We start from the raw sequence: 20,024 nt of genomic DNA on the forward strand, positions 1-20,024 counted from the left end.
AAATTAATGACATACTATTTTGGATTCGTACCTTCAGATAAATTAAAAGCGTTAATTATTGAGGCAGAACAAGTCATTGCATCAGATGTGAAAACTGACTATTACCCTTATCGCGATGCACTGACTCACCAAACAGCACGCGATCTTATCGATAACTTATTGGTTGGTCTGGTTGAGATTATTCCAAACCCTGAGCGTCAAGCATCCATGCGTAAAATTGTTGCGACGATTGAACGAGCGTCGGATACCCTACTCAATATTTTACTGGGTAAAGAAAATAATGAAGAAGTTTTGCCCAGTTTCCATTTTTTAAGAGACCGTGCAACCTTTATCGATAATGAAGGTTTAAAACGCGTGGGTTTCAAGCTATCAGAAAAAGATGCTGAAATCATTGATAAAGGTTTTGCTGCTGTCACCCCTGAACATATAGATATGAAGACGTTTAAAACAGCCCTTGAAACGATGAATGAAGAGACATTGACTCATTTTATCAGTCGTTATGCGGAAACACTAAAGCTTGGTATGATTAAACGTAAGTCTGTACCAGTTGCCAAAGCGGCTATCGATAAAGGCATGAGTATGGCGCTTAATAAGCTGTTGCCTGACTTACCAGACAGCTCATTAAATCGTTTAGCGAATTATTACCGCCCTTTTATCGTAAAAAAGCCAGAATAAGACATAGTATTTGATTAAATTTGTCCTAAAAGTCATATGGCGTTGGGCAAATTCACTAAAATTTGCTAAAATAAGCGGCACTTTTTACCAAAGGCACACCCGATGACCCAAATCAGCAATCAAGAAATTGAAAAAACATTACGCAACTCAGAGTGCCTTATCAGTAGTATGGAAGTTGCTGCTGCTTATGAGCGCTTAGCGGCCCAGCTCAACCTCCATTATGCTGGTCTAAACCCGATTGTTATGGTCGTTATGAACGGCGGACTTATCCCAGCCGGTCAGCTACTGACTCATTTGACGTTCTATCATCGCATGCATTACATCCATGCATCGCGTTATCGTGATAACGAAGGCACTAATGAACTTGATTGGAAATTCAAGCCTGACGTAAAGCTTGCTGGTGAGCATATACTGTTGATAGATGATATTTTTGATGAAGGCATCACTCTAAAAGCAATCGTCGAAGAATTGAGTAAAGAAAACCCCTTGTCTATCGAGTCTTGTGTATTGCTCAATAAAGAACATGATCGTAAAGTTTCAGATTTTGACGTTGATTTTGTTGGTATTAATGTTGCTGATCGTTATGTTTATGGCTGTGGCATGGATTTCCATGGTTATTTGCGTCATCTACCAGGCATCTATGCCATTAAAGAAGATAAAGTGTAAATCTAAAACTTTTGTCATTAAGAAAAGCATCCAAATTGGATGCTTTTTTATTTTTTATAATTTACTTTTTTTGTTGAATATTCATCATATTAGCCGTACAACTCTAGTATTTTTTCGGTAGGCAATATGCTTGTATCGGTAACTGCAAAGAAGTAATTTAATTGCCAATTTTGGGTTCTTATAGCAGTGCTACTGGTTGGCTTATCCCAGCTAGGATAGACTCTTATACCCATCTTACCTTTAGTAGAATGAGATTTAAGAATATTATTTTTGAGTAAAATATCTTTTGGGAAAACAAATTGCCCAAGTGTATTATTATCTTTAAAGGTAGTTATAACTAGTAAATCTGATGATTGATCATATTGAGAAGACTGATTAATACATTCATCATCTTTTTCCCAGAAAGTAACAAACTGCCCCACTTTAGTAGGTGTTTGTTTGGCGACTCTAAATCGAACAGTTCTAACAGCTGATTTACTAGATAACTCAAATCTACCAGCTGCATATTCTGAATTTTGTTTTTCCTCTTCAATTGAATCTATCATCAATTGATTAGGCTTATAAATAATTTTATTAATGTGTTCTAGCACAGTATAAAAGTTATGCATTTTAGCTCTCTTCTTATCTTGCTTTTTTTAATACTCATCTATAAATCTTTCGAACTGTAAACTTAGCCCTGTTTGTCTTTCAGTTGGCGTTGATAATGCGCGCGTAAAAGCTGACGTTGTACTAAAAATAGAAACTTGTTTTTTGGCGCGCGTCACAGCGGTATAAATAAGCTCCTGGCTTAGCAAGCGTCCATTACTATCATCAAAGGCAATAGCCACATGATCAAACTCTGACCCTTGCGATTTATGGATGGTCATCGCATACGCAGTTGCAATCATCTCATCACTCAGCATATTAATATTAATGCCTTGTGTTTTGTTCTCAAAAAATACTTGCAAACGCCCTTTCTCAGTTTGTAGACAAATACCAATATCACCGTTAAACAACCCTAGCTCATAGTTATTCTGTAAAACCATGACAGGGCGTCCATGATACCAAGGCGATTTTGATAACGGCAATTTTAATTGGGTCTTATGCTGTTCACTCAGGTAACTATTGATATGATGATCACCGCAACGCCCATGGTGACCAGCAGTTAACACTCTAAATTGATTGAGCATTACCATTAGTTTGGTAAAATCATTGATAGATTCTTTTGTTGGCATGGAACTCGCTAATTTAATTTTTGTTAATATTTTCTTATTTTGATTAAAGTATTGAAGGTAATTGTTTGAGATGTTTTCTAGAAATTTATAATTACTTAGGCTATTTTTTTTCTTATTAATTGTTATGTCACCGTCCGTGTTTTCCTTTGCATTAGATGCCAGTTGATAAAAGTTTAGTGCGTCATCATCTTGAAGAAGCTGCCAAACTTCTATCATGTTTTGTGTGCTGTTCGAGCTTATATGTGCCTGATTAATGAGTTTAGCAAGCATGCCTATCCCTGAGTCTTCTTTAAAACGTCGACTGGCCACCAAACTCTGATGCACGTCTTGTAGCACAGGTATACGACATAAATCCGCCAGCACTGCCCCTGCATCGACTGCTGCTAACTGATTGGCGTCACCAAGTAGTATCAGCCGCGCATTGGCTTTTATGGCGCTTACCAGATGATTGGCAAGCTCTACCCCAAGCATAGAAGCCTCATCAACGATGATAATATCTTCACTTAGTGGGTTTTTATCATTGTAGCGTGGACGACCGCCCTGCCCGATACTTAGCAAGCGATGAATGGTCTTTGCCTCTGGCAGCTGTATATAGACACCAGCTTGCTGTATGGCGTCCTGTAGCGACTCCTGCATCCGCTGGGCGGCCTTACCTGTTGGGGCGGCTAATGCTAGATTGACCTTTGATTTATGCCCTTCAGACTGTTCTTGCTGCAGCGCCATAACCAACTGCGCAACGGTAAAGGTTTTGCCCGTCCCTGGTCCACCAGTAATGATGCTAAATGCCGATCGATTTGCCATATGAATGGCATCTTGTTGCTCGATGTGTAATCGAGGATTGGGCACTATCGGTAATTCTATTAACGTCTGATTTTTAATACGAATCACATTCTTTGCGAGTGCGTGTTCAGCCTGCCATGTACGATGTAGCCATAAGGTGATTTTAGTTGCTTCGTTAGCTCTCTCTTCTTCATAACCAAGATTACTATCTACTTGAAAAATAATCGGGCAGGCAATTTCACTTTCCACTTTTCCGATTCTAGTAAAAAGTGGTTGGTTATTTAGTATTTTATTGAATTTGCTTAGGCTATTTTCTATTGAAGTAGCGTTACTAGCTATATGTCTTAATGATTGATATAGATTTACACAAACTTGACGGCGTTGTTCTAATATTTTTTTATCATATAAAGGTAAGGTTGATTGGCGCATGGCGGCATGCCACATCTCATCGCTTTCTAATAGCTCAGCAATTGATAGATCTGTTATGCCATTATTTATAAGCGCTGTAAATAATGGCTGTAGTAAGGGTTGCAATAGATGCTGTTGCCAAATAAACAGCCCAGTATCATCATTGAGCCTATTGCCACTCATACTACGATTAGACGCGTCAAGGACCAATACAGTATGCCCCTCCTCTAAACGCTGCACCAGTACCTCAAATAGCGCCTCAAACAACCAAGCTTGCGTGTCATGAACCTCTTCACCTGTATTAGCTACCAGCTGACTTTTTAGCTGTCCTCGGTATGCCACTTGCGTTTGTGCGCGTCGTTGTAATAAATACTGACTAATCGTCGTAGACCAGTTATTAGCAGCATCTGTGCTAGTAGCGTTTATACCTTTAACATCACTCATCGTTTATCCATTTTTATCGTTATTTTAGTATTTTCATTTGCTAGGCACTTGGGCTACCAAACATCTCGTCTAATGCTTTAACCAGCTCAAACGGTATCTGCCATTGGATACGTCCATAGTTCTGCGCACCTTTTGAGTCGATACCACGCAAAAACACATATTCTACTGCGCCTAAATATTGCGTCTCATTACCTTCATAATTAGGTAGACGCAAGCGCAAAAATCGATGGAGTGCCACCTGATAGATAGCGGCCTGTAACCAGTAGCCTGCTTTATTCATAGCAGCACTTAGACCTTCATCATTATAATTGCTTAGGCTATCCCCTAAATAGTTACTTTTATAATCAACCACATAGTACTTGCCAGCACATTCATATACGAGGTCAATCTCACCGCGTAGGTAACGATAAATATAATTAGAATACTGGGTGGTCAGCTCAATGTGCTTTTCTGGTTCATCGGGTAAATACTGGCTAAAAACACGGTTAATATGCTCAGGTGTGAAGTCTTCTGACAATCCCATGTTAAAGCCAAGCTCCGCAATACGCTGCTTAACTGGTATGTCCTGTAAAGGCTGACCAGATGCCAATAACGGTGCGGCTAATACGTCTGCCACCCATGCCATCAACTCATTATGAGCGACACCTAGCTGGTTAGCCTCAGCTGATTCAATAGTCTCTGTATTCAGCTCTGAAGGCGATTCGAAAGGAACTGCTTTGTCTTGCTGTAAGCGCTGTTGAGAGGTGGCGCTAGCATAGCTAATTGGCAGCTGATATTGACGAATGCTTTGATCAATGATGGCTGACCATTTACTACTGTCTGTAAAATCTATTTTTTCAAAAATCTCATGCAAAAACGTACCAGCATTGGCACCTTTTACAAAGCGAAAACGAATATCATCGCTGGTGATTGAATTGCTGCTATAGCTACTATCGACATTTTGCATATCTTGTTGATTTTCAATGGCACTTAGAGTTTTAGCAGACAGATTGATACTATCTGTCAAATCTAAATCATCTTCTACCCCATCATCAAAAACAGCCAACGCTTTACTTTGTTCGCTCAGCTGACGCGATAATGCGGTAAAACTGGTTTTAGCCCAGCCTTTAAACGAGTTTCGTTGTATTTGCGCATAGGCATGTTGATAATCGATACGTAGTGCGGTATCAGAAGTAGAGATAGACTCAGTATTATCAATTCCTTGGGAAGTCTTGCTCGTATTAATAACTGCTTCAGCGCTTAGCTCAATTGCAGCATACTCTAGCCAGCCTATATAAGGCTGTAATCGCTCTGGCAATGCAAACTTTTGGTCTGAGCAGCTTAGCCACTTTAAGACAGGCTTATATTCGAAGCTTGTCTTAGTTTTAGTATCCGCTAGTACAATATATAGCTGCTCACTCGCACGAGTAAAGGCAACGTAGCCAAGTCTTCTGAGTTCTTCATAGTTTTCCGTCGTTTCAAATTGTGCATAATAGTCTGTGGCTGTTTCACCCTTAGCAGATTTACTATGCGGCTTGCCTTTACTGGCGGATAGGCGACGCTCCGTCTTATTGTCCTCAATATCATGGTCATATAGAAATAGATTATGATCGCTACGACCGCCTGCTTTGGGACTAGCGCTATCCATACCAACGACATAGACAATTGGAAACTCTAGACCTTTGGATTTATGAATAGTCATCAGCTGTACACCTGACTCTGTTGGCAGTGGCTGCTGCTGCGCCCACTCAGGCGTACGGCTACTATTCATGTTTTTCTTATACCATGCTAGTAGCTCATGCTCACCGACATGCATACCGTGTTGTGCCAAAATATCGAGCAGGTGACGCAAATCCATCAAATAGCGCGCACCATCTTCTAAGTCAGCAAGACCCACCCATACGTTTTGGCTCTTTGTTTGTTGACCATATTGCTGAGAGTTTCGGCTCACCATAGGGTTACGACCAAACAGATAGTGCAGCGCTGACAAAATACCATTGTGCTGCCAGTATGACGCTGCAGTCTTCAAATACAGTAGGAAATCTTGATAGCGCTGTTTTAGCGCTGCTTGCTCGGTATCCTCATAACCGTGCTCTATACCCGATTGGTCAGAATTGTCTTCATCCTCATCTAGCATCAGCGCTTGTACATCAGTAAGGCTCAACTGATAAAAATTGCTGGTCAACACACGATTAACGATGTCACGCCGATGTGGTCGTAGCATCGCCTCTAATAAAGCTGCCAAGTCAGCGGCGATAGGCGTATCAAAAACGTTTTTTTCTGCGGTTTCAAGTGTCGGCACACCAAGCTTACTGAGCATATCCTCGACTTGCTTGAGCTCCTTCTTACGTCGACCCAGTACCCCAATATCGTTTGGTTTGATGGGACGACCTTCGATAGTTTGCTGACTTGCCAGCAGTGCCGCTATATGTAGCGCGGTTAGCTCGCAAGCATTATACTTAGCTTGTGTATCATAAGGCAGGTGAATCACACTGACAGGACTACTCGATAAAACAGCAGCATTGTCTGGCTGCTCTTTCGTTTGATGTCCTGTTTCGTCCTCTACTGGCAGTTGCCATGAAAGGCGAGCGTTGGTATTTGCCGCCGTTATATGCTGGTAGTAGATGCTCTTACCCAGCTGCGCCAATTGGCTAGCCTGATCTACACCAAAGTCTTGTGAGTCTGATACCGGACTTGGTCTACCAAACCAGTGGTTCAATGCGGTAATCAAGCGCTCATTAGAGCGTCGATTGACATCAAGGCTCATAATCTTATCTTTATCAAACTTAGCTTTCATGGCATTATAATTGGCGACGTCTCCACCGCGAAAGCCATAAATCGCTTGTTTAGGATCGCCTACTAACAGTAGAAAGCCGCGATTACGATTTTGGTTGTCGTTATCGGTATTTTTGGCCAGATAAATGCGCTCAATCATACGCGCCTGTTCACCATTGATATCTTGTGACTCATCAATCAATGCCACCGGATAATGATGGCGAATATAACGCGCCAGCCGCTCACCTTGTTTGCCTGATAAAGCTTGATTTAAGCGCACCATTTGCAAGGCAAAAGTAGTCTCGCGCCGTGCTTCTAATATCGATGGCAGTTTTTGCCGTACTTTTAGCGCGATATCACGATTTAAATTCTCAACCAGTGATTTTAAATATAAATTAATCTGTTCGGTATAATTGCGTAATGATGCTAATAATTGTATACCTTTAAAATTAGCAAGAATTTGGCGCTGTTCATCAAATTTCTTTTTGAAAAGATTTCCGCCATTTTCTTCACTCAGAAAAACATCAGACACTAAACCATAAAAGCTTTCAGAATCAGTATCTAGATTTGCGAAAAACGCACCTTCGTATTGGTAAACTAATCTCTGAATATTAACAATAGAGTGTATGGTTTTACCAAATTTACCACCTTTTTTTAGCCCTTTTTCAATACCGAACTCTATATCAAAATACGGCTCTAACTCTTTTAAGTCACAATTTTTAAAATTATTTAATGCCTGCTGATAAGCAACAAAGTCTATCTCCTCACCCATCTCAACATTTTCAATCGGTGTCGAGATAAACTGGAGTGACTTTTGGGCGACACCAATATGGTCGGCAGGTGACGTTAGCTTCTTAGTATGCTGTAGTAGCTGATAAGTCTCAGGCTGCTGGTTATACAAGTAGCTATGATGCGCACGTACCGCATCATGGATGATACTTTCTATCACTATCTGTTCTTGATCACTGATTTGTATGCCTTGCTGATGGCCAGTTTCGGCACTGTATTCAGACAGCCACTTTTGGGACAAGCTATCCAATGTACCCACGAACAGCTTATCCAGCGTGGTCAACACCAGAGCGCAGCGCCTAAGCGCATCAGCCAACGGGTAATCTTCGGTATGATCTAATAAGAACTCGAGCAAATAGCGGTTGATAGGATCGTCCATAAGATCCTTATTACCTGAGAGCGCAGCCTGATTGTTAAGCCACTCCAGCCGTTTTTGCTTCTGCTCTGTACTTATTTTTTTATTAGATTCATTAGATTCATTAGCTAGCTTAGAATTTTCATCGCTTTGATCTGTCTTATCACTAGGTTTTTTGATGCTTTCATTTATTAGCGGTGGGTAAAGAATAGCTCGGAGACTAGAATCAATTTTCAGCCTATTAAACCACTGCAGTAGCTGATAAAAATCAGTCAAACGCTCATTGATACGCTGGCGCATCTCAGCGGCAGCGGCACGAGTAAAGGTCGTCGCGATAATCTGCTCAGGTGCGCGTTTTCCTTCAATTAATAAACGCAGAACAATACCCGTTAAAGTCCACGTCTTACCAGTACCAGCTGAAGCTTCTATCAAGTACTTACCGTTTAACTTGATACGAATCGCAGGCGGTTCTTCTGGCTTATTAGCGGTCTTGTCAGCTATGTTGTCAACAAGACCTTCAGGTAAAATCTGGCTATAATCATGACCGACATCATCAAAACCATTACCAGCATTATTATATTGATCCATAAAAAATCACTTGTTCAAATTCGTACGGTGTCGTACGGTGAAAATCATTATTATTTGTTATTTAGCATCAATAGCCTTACAGCGCTATTAAAGCTTTATCCATCGCCCCAAATAAAGGCTGCGCTAATACAGGCAAGGCGTCCTTTAACTTGGCAAAGGCATCTTGTTTATAAAGAATATATTGCCATAGCTCATGCTGTGAGCAGCTGTCATAGATAGTATCGCTGTTATAAGTTGGCCATAACCAGCTTTCAAAATCACTGTGCTTGGGTTGATAATCGGGTTCTTTGCTCAGTTTATGTAAATAATTAAGCGCATACACCGGTAATAGGATTATTGGTGTACTAGCGGCAACTTGTGCAAATCTGATCCATTTGATTAGCTCTGCCAGCGCATCGTTATAAGCGATTGGTGCAAGCTCAAAGGTACTGTCATTTTTAGAGAATTTATACTCATCACTCCCTTTATTAAAGCGCCAGATACTTCTACCGTCACCAGCAGCCACTTGCGCATCAGTGGTACGCCTTGCGACCTGCCAATAAATATGCGCCAACCAAAAACGCAGTAAATACTGTGTCCGCGCACTATTGGGTAATATATTTAACCACAGCTCAGGTGAGGATGACTCAGCTAACGACTTGTCTGAGCTTTGAGTGACAATATTAGCGACAACTGGCACCACGCCTTTAATCTGCAATTGACCTTGAAGGTTTATATCAGGGGTATCAACCGTAATCATGGTCTCAGCACAAGGAGTTAGCAGAGCACTAGCATTTTTACTGGCTTGATCACGAGCACTGTCATTAGTGTGGCAATGAGTATCAATACCCAATGCTGCTAACTGTTCCACGAACTCCTGACATTGCTGCTGTAGCTTAAGCTGCTGATATTGCAGCGTTGATTGCCGTGCCACACCTGCTGGCATGATGGGATCGTATAGCAAATTGCTTATGCATTTAGTAGCTTGGTTGCTCGCGCTGGTATTATTAATATCGATATCTTTATTTAACTCATCAAGTAGCTGCGCATTCACCTGATAGGCACTTAAACCAGATAACGACAAAGGCTCTTGGTGTGCCATCTCATCCTCAGCTAATACAACATGTACTTGCTGCTCTCGTAAAAAATGCTTGGCAGGGTGACGTACTTGGTAGTACAGATGTTGCATATCCACTTGGCTGATATCAAAGCGCTCATCCACGCCTTGCACGGCCTCATTATTCACAGCTTCAATATCTAATAAGCCATTTGATAAATTATTTAATAAAATGCGCCGAGCAATATTGGTATAGTCTTCCTTGCTAGGCAGATTAACTTTAACAGGATTTAAATGAGGGTCGTTTTGAGAATGCAAGCGCTCAAAGACCTCGTGCCAAACTCGCGCTGGTGCATTGGTGCTTTGCTGGTACAGCTTTTCTTTTTGCATGGCACGCGCAAGTAAGTTCATCAGCACTTGTCCATCATCCTGACTGGTCATTAAGCTAGCTGAGTCAACGGATTCAGTATTTGACTGCATAAAAATTTCTTGCGCAAATGGTAGCGCGGGATGACGGGTCACTAGCCATTGCTCGATAAGCTTAGGCAAATAACGCTGCACTTGCGCGGCCAATGCTGATTGGTCATCACTATCAACATCACTATCAACACTCATCAACGATTTAGTTTTAATCTGCTCAGTTTTTAAAGGATCCCACTGCCACTGCACTTCACCTTGTAGGAACTGCAATAACTCACTTACCGGATTGGCTGGCAGATGCTCATGAGTATCGGTGAGACGCTGACCATTATAAAAAATCCAGCAAGCATTACGAGCACAGAGCAGCGCATCTAAAAACGCGCCATTATCATCATCTTCACTAAATCTATCACCGCGTCGTGCCAGCCCAGATTTCATCAAGTCATAACGGTTGTCACGGTCACGGTTGGGGAACTCGGACAAATCCATATTGAGCATGACGACCAAGCCAAACGGTACGTTACGTAGTGCGCCAAAACGTCCAAAGGTAATCACACCAGTCGGCTCGGCACTGACTTGCTGGCTCTCAAGCTCATCTTCGATACTATCAAGCATAAAGCTGAGCTTTAAGGGTAGATTACTAACTTGTGATAACTTTGACTCAACTTGGCTGGCTTCAAGCTGTAGCGACATTGAGGAATGGGAAGCATCATCTGTCATCGTACTCGACTGGCTATCATTATCAGCATGGTAACGCTGATAATGACGGTTGGCACGCAAACTACTCTTAAAGCCGTTCATGGCATTAAAAATAGCGCGCATCGGACGCGTTTGATCAAGTGCGCCAAAATACGGATGAATGATATGATTTTCAATATTATTGAGCCAATTCTCAGCATTATGACGAGCTTGAAACTCGTAACGGCAATGATGTAATCCACTATACACACGGCATAGTGCTTCAACAATCGCTGCATCCGCCAAACTAATCGCCGACATAGGTATCGTTTTTTCGGCTAACGTATTATCTTGCCAATGATCAGGATATAAGCAATCACTGATACCAGCTTCAGGCATGACCAAACCTAGCGCTATCTTATCCAGTGCATGGGCAAAGCTAAACCGGTAATCGTAGTCTTGTGTATCAAGCGTTTGCTGCAAATGCGCTTCATCAAAACCACGTACAAACCCTGCTTGTTCCAATAAGTCACACGCACGGCTCATCTGCTCATGCGTTAAGCCAAGGCTCTCATACAGTGGTGGCAGCATCAGCCAATCAAATACTTCAGCCGCTTCAAAGCGGGCGCTATCACTCCCTAATAAGCCATAAAAACCACGTATCGCTTCCCATAGCTGTCGAATGGATTTATCGACGACGCCGGTGACTTTTGCCGGTAGCGTCAGACCGTCCTGCCCTTCTCCATTGACAAATACTGAATTAATCAGCTCATGATGACGATCGACATCCGGTAGTAATACAACGATATCGGACAAATGACGCGTGCTACCGTCTTCATTTGACTCGTTTAACCAGCGCCCAATCATGCCGCGTAATACTTCAAGTTGACGTTGAAGGTTATGGCAGGAGTGAATACTTAGGCTATTATCATATTGCGACAATTGCCATTGGCGTGATTGCTCGTAGCGTTTGCCTTTTAGGGTGACGTCGCTATACCATAAATCAGAATCATTATTTTCACTTAGGCTATTTTCCTCACTGACGTCATTATTACTCGAATCCATTTGCATTTGCTTACTAAGCGCAGCACTTAATCTTCCAGCGGTGGTTTGCGGCGTGGCGCTCTCATCCAGCATCAACACATCTTGCTGTAAATTCGCCAGCAAACTTAGCGGGTGCTCGGATTCTGATTCTGTTTCAGGTATTTGCTGATAACCAACATCAAATTTATCTTGCCAATTTAACTTAAAGCCATTTTTATCTTCATTACCAGATAAACTTGCCAGCATGGCAAAGGTCTCACGCGACTGCTTCCCCAAGCGTGACAATAGCGTATGGCCGTAATCACGTAAAAACACGCTTTCAGGGTTAATCACTTGCTGACGCTGTAGCCACTGTTTGTCAACAATATCCGCCCAAAACAACTGCGATGGATTGTAATGTAATAAGGTGATATCAAGGTATGTCGATAAACGCTGTAAAAAATTAAGCTCATTTTGTGGTAATTGCTGAATGGTGAAAATATGCAGTTGCGTTGGTAATATCGCTTGGATATCTACACCGCTCTCGGCTTTATCTTGCGCCATAATCTGCCAAAATCGTGCCTCAATAGACGCGCGATGCTCGTATACTGAGGCAAATAACAAACGCCATAAATGTCGCTGGGCAAACTCCAGCTCCGTATAATGCGCAACCAACCACTCAGGTGTCTTGCCAGCATGCTTATCGAATTCTAGCGTCAGCTTATCTTTTTCAGCCACGAGCAACTCTACATCGACAGGCTTATTATCAGACCATAGTGTTAACCAGTCCTCACGATGAGTCAGATAACGACTAAATACCCGCGAAAAATCCGTCGCCAACGACCATAGCCGTATGTCTTGCTGACTGCGATCTGCTTCTTCATCCAATAACGCTGATAGCAGCGGATACAAAGGATGCTTATCATCTGCCATAATCTGTGCTTGGTAATAAGTAAAGTAACCAAATAGACGCCATTGCATCACCGCGCCGGTTAACACTGCCACTTCTGGCACCGTCACAATCTCTTGCGTTCGCTGATTGGACTCTAACCAGACATTGTGCTCAGCCAAGACCTTTTGCATCAACGTCCATTGATACTGTCCCCAAAACTTAGTCGTAACTAAAGTACTGATGCCCGCCTGACTGGCAATCGACTTATCCAGCCAATCACCCAGCACCATCGATGGCACGATGACAATGAACTCTTCAAAGATAGGTAGGTTTTTAGACTGATAAGCGTCAAGTAATTGCTCAACTAAGCGTTCGGTACGGTGCGACTGAATAATGGTAAACATAGAGGATAGTCTGATTGGGATAATGGAATAGTAAAGCGAATAAATATTGTTTGAAGACTTTAAGACATAAGCACTGTTATTAAAAATTTAGAGCAAATCGTATCGACGTAGTAAGCGAGCGAATCTGTTGGTACTAAATTCAAAAGACCATTCATACATATACCCTATAAATAAAGAAGACTATAGAGAACACTGAGCAATCTATGTTTCGCGGTCGTTACTACAGTGTATTTCTGCTAGCATAATGAGGGTAAATGTCAGATGACAATAATAACTTGCTTCATACCTTTAATAATAACGACCTATCACAATACCAACAAGTATAGTGATAGAATGTGCTGATTGTGCTGATTGTGCTGATTGTGCTGATTGTGCTGATTGTCAGTGTGCCATTGATAGGGATCGTTTACCAGTATAGATACCAGCATTATAATACCTTGCGACAGTCAGTGTCGCGCTTAACCTACTCATAATCATAAAAAAACGGTCATCGCTTTTATCCGACCAACCATTGCACCTTTTAACTCTTTTTATTAACGAGATAACTAAATACTATGCGCTTGCGTCCCATTGATGCCATTTTCGTTGATCCTAAACGACGTTTATACGTTGTATACTATCGCGGTGAGCTATGGCAATTGCCACGTATGAAAATTGATGACCGATCTTGGCAGAATAGGCAGCCCTATACTGATAATAGTAGTGCACTCTACCTCAGTATCCATCAAGCCATAAGCGACCCTGTTCTGGCACAAAAGTTACGCACGTTAAATCTCCCTGTTGCAGTACGTGGCAGTACGTTACCACGCTTTGAAGCATGGTGGGAAACACATGGTTTTAAGTGGCTTAAAGATAAGCTGAGTACTGGGCAATCACCATTAGCTGCACATCAAGCAGTAGTGGCAAAAACCATTGACAATCAGCCTACTTCCCCTTCAAACTACCCATCTACCCATCCAAACAATGACAACACTACTGGTCATAAAGCTCCTGAACAAAAAGCCATGCCCGTTGCAGGAGAAGCAACCGATATTTTTGCAGATATGCTGGCGGATTTAGCCGATGAAGTGCTGCATCAACAGCTTTAGCTCACATTCAAATAAACCAACAAAAAGAAGATCGGTACTATATGAAAGACTACAAGCTGCTACTGGCTGGGCTAATTTTACTGCTGTTGATCATTTTTATCGCAATCTTTACTTGGTTATGGACCAGCAACCGTAAAAATATGGATCCACTGCCTATTATGGCAAACGAGAGTGGATCATCAACTGCCGAAGAAGACGAAGATAGCATTACCAAAAGCTCGTTGCATATCCAAGCAGAAGAGAAATTGCAAGAACCCTTGGATGACGTCATTACAAGCTTTCAATCACGCTATCCTAATGTGCAAATCTTGACAAACTATGTATCTTCTACTGCCCTCCTTACACTATCAGACAACAACTTCACAGACAGTAACCTCATTGCTAATGAAGGCTCTCCTTTCGTCGTTGATATTGATATGATTATTGCCAGTAGCAACCTATCGACAGAACGCCTATCACCGCTACAAGAAAAACTAAAAATGGCGCAAGATAAGTATAACCAAACTAAAATAAATAATAGCACTGCGCAAAATACTGATGTGAACGATATTCTCAATATAGACGGCAGTGCTGATGAAGCGGTCACTACAGAAGGTAAAAATGACAATGCTAACACCCGTAGTCTTGTGTCTTTTAGCTATGCCTTAAAAGATAAACAAGCAGCTGATGGTGTTATCTTAACGCAAAACCCTGTTGCCATTAACTTTCGAAACTTTTTGCTATCAAGTACAGGGCAAGATGTATTGAGTAGACACGATTATGACAATATCGATGGCTATAAAAACGAGATGGCTGACTTGTTCAAACCGAACTCTCGAGGAAAACAAGCAACAGACGAGCTGTCAGTAGATGTGGCCGAAGCACTTAGTAACGGCAAGTAAATCCAATTCACTCTGTTTATCTATTATTCATTGCTTTTATGAATGCTTTTTTCTACAATAGCACTCCATTATGCGCCTATAGCTCAACAGGATAGAGCAGTTGCCTCCTAAGCGATCGATCGGGGTTCGATTCCCTGTAGGCGCACCAATCATTGTATTTAGACATCACCTCGCATTACCTCAAGCCCTTACAGCTCCTTAACTACACATCCTCTTGTCTTTATTAATTACTTGTCATTACCTACTAGCCCTTTTGCGCAGCCAAGAAACGTCATAGGCGGGCATGTTATTGCGACTTTTACAGGATTGGTATTTATGACATTATTTGGTATTCACTGGTGGAGTATGGCAAGCGCTGTAGGCACCGCCATTGCACTGATGCTTCTATTTAGAATGCCGCACCCGCCTGCCGGCTCCAACCCTTTGATAGTCATGCTGGGCGCGGTAAATTGGAGTTTTTTAATAACACCTACCCTGCTCGGTTCAATCGTTTTGGTCGTGGTAGCACTGATTTATAACAATCTAGGTAAGAATAAGCAGTATCCAACGTATTGGTGGTAAAAGCCTACCTTTGATAGAAAACAGGTGTTTATATTTAATTATCTAAATAATCCCCTAACCAAGCCAAAAACTCATCACTGGTTGTTGATACATTTAATCGCAAATGCGTTGAGGCATTAGCGTCTGGATGAAACAGATGCCCTGGCGCAACCAACCAGCCTTCTTTGTAAGCATCCAGTGCCAACTCTCCGGTATCTTGACCCGTATCCACCCAGACAAACATGCCTGCCTGTGTATGCTCAGGATAGATAAGTCCAATCTTTGGTAGTGCTTTACGCAGTCTTTCATGTCCGGCATATAACTGCTGCTGAACCTTTTTAATTTGCCGACGATACTCGCCATGTGTCCATAATCGATGAACGACGCGCTCACCAAATTCTGGCGTATTTGAGTTACTTAATATCTTTATTCGTATTACGTCATCAATAAATTTTTCAGGGCATACGAGCATTCCCACGCGCCAGCCTGATGCCATTGACTTTGAAAATCCTGCTGCATAGAACACTCGTTCAAACTGATCTAGACTTGCGTAGCGTAGTGTCTGATTATTCGGTACAAAGGCGGCATATAAGTCATCTTCGAAAATATAAGCATCATATTTATGGATTAAATTGAGTACTTGATGGGCGCGTGCAGGATGCAAGTTATAAGAGGTTGGATTATGTAGCACGCTATTAGTTAGGTATAACTTAGGGCGATACGTGGCAAACATCCTTTCCATTTTCTCAATGTTAGGACCTTGATGGTCGCGCTCAACAGCGATGACATTCAAGCCTTGTTGTTGTAAGCAGCTGGTTAGCCAGTACCAACCGGGTGCATCGACCAATACAGTATCGCCAATTTGGGTCAGCAGCCGCCCGATCATGGTCACGGCTTGCGACACACCTGCTGTAGTGATGACATTCTCAGCATGAGTTTGCATCCCTAATGTATTTAAATGCTGCACGAATTGCTGACGTAATGGCAAATAACCTTGGATACTTCCATAGTTATAAATAAAGTCATCAGCTTGCTGAGTAACCTGCCGTATTGCCCATTCCATTTTGTCATTGCGCACCCAGCTATTTGGCAAGGTTCCTGATCCTGGTGAGCGGTGGTGCGGGGTGTTATTAAAGACTTGTAACAACCAACGTGTGTCTATGACTGGACATTTAGCAGCTGTTTTCTCATTATTATTTTGATGGTTCAAGCTTGTCATCGCATTGACGTAGTAGCCAGAGCTAGCTTTAGCCGTTAATACATTGGTGGCCACCAGTTGCTCGTATGCTTGCACTACGGTAAAGCTTGATATATCTAATAGTTTTGCTAACTTTCGCACCGAGGGCACGCGCTGATTGGGCAGGTAAATCTGCCAGTCAATACGCTGCTGTAGCCATTCAGCGACAGCGGCAGTTTTGGTCAAGTTGGGATTGAGAGTATAAGTTTCGACCATAATGAATGCGCTTCTTTTATTGTCTAATTATAAATAGGCAAATAAGTAAATTGTAACGTTAGGAGCAACTATACACTTTGTTCATCACTCGTGAAACTGTATCGGGTCTGTTATGGTCATATAATTTATAGTTAGTCTTATCAGTAACCTTTAACACTATTGAGACGACATACTAAATGAGCATACCCGAGAGCTTTGAAGGTAGTATAGCGGCACTAGCACTTTTTATGCTGGTCAATTCAGTCACGCCAGGACCCAATAACTTAATGCTATTGCACGGCAGTATTAAGTGCGGTTTTTGGGCGTGTCGTTGGCACATGTTTGGTATTACTGTTGGCGTCACGATTATGCTTTGGTTGAGCTATTGGGGCATGGCAGCCTTAATCATCAGCTTCCCCGCTGTCATGCTCATCATAAAGATATTGGGCACACTGTATCTGTTATGGCTCACTTATCAGATGGCTAAAACTGACTTTATCGCTGTCGTTAATGACGCCCTAAAGCATGAGCAACAGAAAGCGAATGAAGTCACTATTAAGATAAAGAAACGCTTTGGAGAGTTACCGCTAAGTTTTGGACAAGCGTTACTGTTTCAATGGCTCAATCCAAAAGCATGGACAATGACGGTAGTTGCACCCAGTCTAGCGATGTTCCATGCCGGCAAGCCTTGGCTAGACAATTATGCATTGCTTGCTATGTGCGCGATCATCAATCTGCTATCCATCAGCTGCTGGGCGGCAGGTGGACATTGGCTGCGAAAGCTAGTGCATCTACCACGAGTCATGCGCGTTATTCATATTTTGATTGTACTTATGACGCTATATTGTACCCTAACACTTTGGTTATAGATAAAAGCTACTCAAACTCAAAATTCAAGCCTCAACAACAACTATAAACCAATAATCATAATCTAGGACAATCCTATGAACCCAATCCACATCGCCTTAGCCGTATTGGTTGCCTTTATTTGGGGTGTGAACTTTACCTTTATTGCATGGGCGCTCGAAAGCTTTCCACCACTCATGCTCACCGCCCTACGTTTTTTCTTTACTGCTGTGCCACTGGTTTTATTTCTCAAGCCACCTAAGTTTAACCGTACGCTATTTATCTATGCCATTGGTACGTTTGTCATGCAGTATGCTTTTGTATTTACTGCTATGCACTTGGGTGCATCAGCAGGGTTAACAGCGCTATTACTACAAGTTCAGATATTTATCACGGTATTACTGGCATATGTCATATTAGGTGAGAAAGTGAATCGTATGCAGATCATCGGTATGTTAGTTGGTGTGCTTGGACTGGGCGTGATTGCACTAAACCTTGGCGGTGATATGCCTTTAATTGGGTTTGTCTGTATCTTGATTGCGGCAATCGGTTGGAGCTTTGGCAACATTGCCTCAAAGCAGGTATCAACGCAAGCAATGGTAAAGACGATGCAGCAAGACGCTCGCCTGCATACTGGTTCACCTACTAACAGCAAGAATAAAGCTTCAGCACTGTCTGCGTTGGCACTGGTGGCATGGGGCGGTCTGATCGCTTGTGTGATTTTGACTCTATCGTCTCTTATATTTGAGAGCGCTGCGTGGCAGGTGGCGACGTTTACGCAAGCATCAATTAAGTCTTGGCTGTCGCTTGGATTCATCGTGTACATCTCAACCCTTCTTGGATTTGGACTTTGGGCACATCTGCTTAGTCAAAATACTGCTTCCAAGATTGTGCCATTTGCTCTATTAGTGCCGGTATTCGGTATGATAGCTTCAGTGCTGCTCTTAGGGGAAGTAGTGACGTGGTGGAAGATGTTGGCAATGCTATTGATCTTGTCAGGACTGGTATTAGCAAATATGAAGATTGGGCTTGGGAGAAAAGCAACTCATAATTAGCAGTAAATAATCTAAGGGGCTGAGCTTGTTATCTAGGACAGCCCCCAAAATTAATATCGATAGCGGAAAATGAGTCAATGCTAGAGTAGACCAAATGTTAATTTAAACTATAACTTATTAGGTGATGTATACCTCAACATTATGGTGTTCGAAATATCGATAATACCTATATGCCTAATAGATTAACTTTACATTGATGGGTCGAAGAAGCCTTACAATGCTATTACCTACATAGCATGTAAGCTTGAGATATGAAGTTTAGTTTTCTTAGGTGATGTTGTTAATATTGGGGTTTGAACGATAAGCCTCATTATATATAACTGGCTATAATGTTAATTAATAAAGAGATGATAACCAAATTGAACACAAAGGCGATAACGCTATGCAAAGTAGCAAGCTTTCTACCCGATTTTGAGGTAAAAGCAATATCGGCGGTCTGACCTGAAGTACCAATAGCAACTGCGCAATAAAAAAAGTCTTCAAATTTAGCACTGAATGCCCTTGTATGATTTTCACTGTAGCCCTCACCTGCCATCATAGCTTCAGGAAACATAAAAGGCGACGCTACCCCTCTACGTTGTTCAGAGAAATATAGATAAGCGTATTGCATAGCAAAGGTAACTTGTATCATCAGCCACGTAATAAAAATAGTACTCACAGTAAGCACAATAGTTAAAATACGCGCTATACCCTGATAGTCTTTACCAATCTGAGTTTGCTTTACAATAGCCAGTAAACAAATCAAACTTGCGATACTAATGAGGCTTAAGATAATCAGCTTACCTTCATGGTCTTGGGTCAGATGACTATGAATGGTGTTAGCACGCATCATAACAATAATACTGACAATATAGATTAAAATACCACTATCCCAACCGACAATAAAGCCAGTACTAAAAGAGATAGGCCATATTGCAGCTATTATTAGGCCAATAAGTGCGCCGCTTAGTAAGCTTCCAAGCAAGCGCCAATGACTGAAAAACGCGTTTGGTAATAGTGCCATAACTTTAATCAAACTCTATTAATGAAGGTTTAAATTATACAACTGTATTAACT

General features: G+C 41.9%; 14 protein-coding genes and 1 tRNA gene. 8 read left to right on the forward strand and 7 right to left on the reverse strand.

Features of this window, described 5'->3' with window-relative positions:
- Positions 1 to 6 precede the first annotated feature (6 nt).
- On the forward strand, positions 7 to 675 hold the full coding sequence (locus DABAL43B_RS07405) for a hypothetical protein (protein ID WP_079691776.1): 669 nt from the start codon (positions 7 to 9) through the stop codon (positions 673 to 675).
- 102 nt (positions 676 to 777) lie between these two features.
- On the forward strand, positions 778 to 1,341 hold the full coding sequence (locus DABAL43B_RS07410) for a hypoxanthine-guanine phosphoribosyltransferase (RefSeq protein ID WP_079691777.1): 564 nt from the start codon (positions 778 to 780) through the stop codon (positions 1,339 to 1,341).
- An 89-nt stretch (positions 1,342 to 1,430) separates the two neighbouring features.
- On the opposite strand, the gene DABAL43B_RS07415 is transcribed toward DABAL43B_RS07410, so the two are convergent.
- From DABAL43B_RS07415 to DABAL43B_RS14505, 5 genes are all read right to left on the reverse strand, one after another.
- Entirely contained in the window at positions 1,431 to 1,949 is a 519-nt protein-coding gene (locus DABAL43B_RS07415; protein ID WP_079691778.1) for a MepB family protein, read from the reverse strand.
- Positions 1,950 to 1,976: 27 nt separating this feature from the next.
- Complete coding sequence (recD, locus tag DABAL43B_RS07420) at positions 1,977 to 4,187, reverse strand: exodeoxyribonuclease V subunit alpha (RefSeq protein ID WP_079691779.1); 2,211 nt, start codon at positions 4,185 to 4,187, stop codon at positions 1,977 to 1,979.
- A gap of 40 nt (positions 4,188 to 4,227) precedes the next feature.
- A complete protein-coding gene (locus DABAL43B_RS07425) occupies positions 4,228 to 8,673 on the reverse strand; it encodes a UvrD-helicase domain-containing protein (RefSeq protein ID WP_079691780.1) in 4,446 nt (1,481 codons plus the stop codon).
- 76 nt (positions 8,674 to 8,749) lie between these two features.
- Positions 8,750 to 13,126, reverse strand: a complete 4,377-nt coding sequence (locus DABAL43B_RS07430; protein WP_079691781.1) for an exodeoxyribonuclease V subunit gamma — start codon at positions 13,124 to 13,126, stop codon at positions 8,750 to 8,752.
- A 305-nt stretch (positions 13,127 to 13,431) separates the two neighbouring features.
- Positions 13,432 to 13,554, reverse strand: a complete 123-nt coding sequence (locus tag DABAL43B_RS14505) for a hypothetical protein (RefSeq protein WP_264753805.1) — start codon at positions 13,552 to 13,554, stop codon at positions 13,432 to 13,434.
- 126 nt (positions 13,555 to 13,680) lie between these two features.
- On the opposite strand from DABAL43B_RS14505, the gene DABAL43B_RS07435 reads away from it, so the two are divergent.
- The 4 genes from DABAL43B_RS07435 (at position 13,681) to DABAL43B_RS07450 (ending at position 15,656) form a co-directional block, all read left to right on the forward strand.
- Entirely contained in the window at positions 13,681 to 14,214 is a 534-nt protein-coding gene (locus DABAL43B_RS07435) for a hypothetical protein (RefSeq protein WP_079691782.1), read from the forward strand.
- Positions 14,215 to 14,255: 41 nt separating this feature from the next.
- The gene (locus DABAL43B_RS07440) at positions 14,256 to 15,095 is read left to right on the forward strand and encodes a hypothetical protein (RefSeq protein ID WP_079691783.1); all 840 of its coding nucleotides are present in this window, start codon (positions 14,256 to 14,258) and stop codon (positions 15,093 to 15,095) included.
- Between the two features lie 72 nt (positions 15,096 to 15,167).
- Positions 15,168 to 15,243 (forward strand) — tRNA-Arg (locus tag DABAL43B_RS07445).
- Between the two features lie 83 nt (positions 15,244 to 15,326).
- A complete protein-coding gene (locus DABAL43B_RS07450; protein WP_264753806.1) occupies positions 15,327 to 15,656 on the forward strand; it encodes an HPP family protein in 330 nt (109 codons plus the stop codon).
- A 34-nt stretch (positions 15,657 to 15,690) separates the two neighbouring features.
- On the opposite strand, the gene DABAL43B_RS07455 is transcribed toward DABAL43B_RS07450, so the two are convergent.
- A complete protein-coding gene (locus tag DABAL43B_RS07455) occupies positions 15,691 to 17,088 on the reverse strand; it encodes a PLP-dependent aminotransferase family protein (RefSeq protein WP_079691784.1) in 1,398 nt (465 codons plus the stop codon).
- A 176-nt stretch (positions 17,089 to 17,264) separates the two neighbouring features.
- Here DABAL43B_RS07455 and DABAL43B_RS07460 point away from each other — a divergent pair, with 176 nt between their 5' ends.
- Positions 17,265 to 17,936, forward strand: a complete 672-nt coding sequence (locus DABAL43B_RS07460) for a LysE family translocator (protein WP_079691785.1) — start codon at positions 17,265 to 17,267, stop codon at positions 17,934 to 17,936.
- Between the two features lie 75 nt (positions 17,937 to 18,011).
- Positions 18,012 to 18,968, forward strand: a complete 957-nt coding sequence (locus DABAL43B_RS07465; RefSeq protein ID WP_079691786.1) for an EamA family transporter — start codon at positions 18,012 to 18,014, stop codon at positions 18,966 to 18,968.
- Between the two features lie 310 nt (positions 18,969 to 19,278).
- On the opposite strand, the gene DABAL43B_RS07470 is transcribed toward DABAL43B_RS07465, so the two are convergent.
- Entirely contained in the window at positions 19,279 to 19,971 is a 693-nt protein-coding gene (locus DABAL43B_RS07470) for a DUF1345 domain-containing protein (RefSeq protein WP_079691787.1), read from the reverse strand.
- Between the last annotated feature and the right edge of the window lie 53 nt (positions 19,972 to 20,024).

Origin of the sequence: Psychrobacter sp. DAB_AL43B, from assembly GCF_900168255.1 — a bacterium.
Taxonomy (GTDB): domain Bacteria; phylum Pseudomonadota; class Gammaproteobacteria; order Pseudomonadales; family Moraxellaceae; genus Psychrobacter.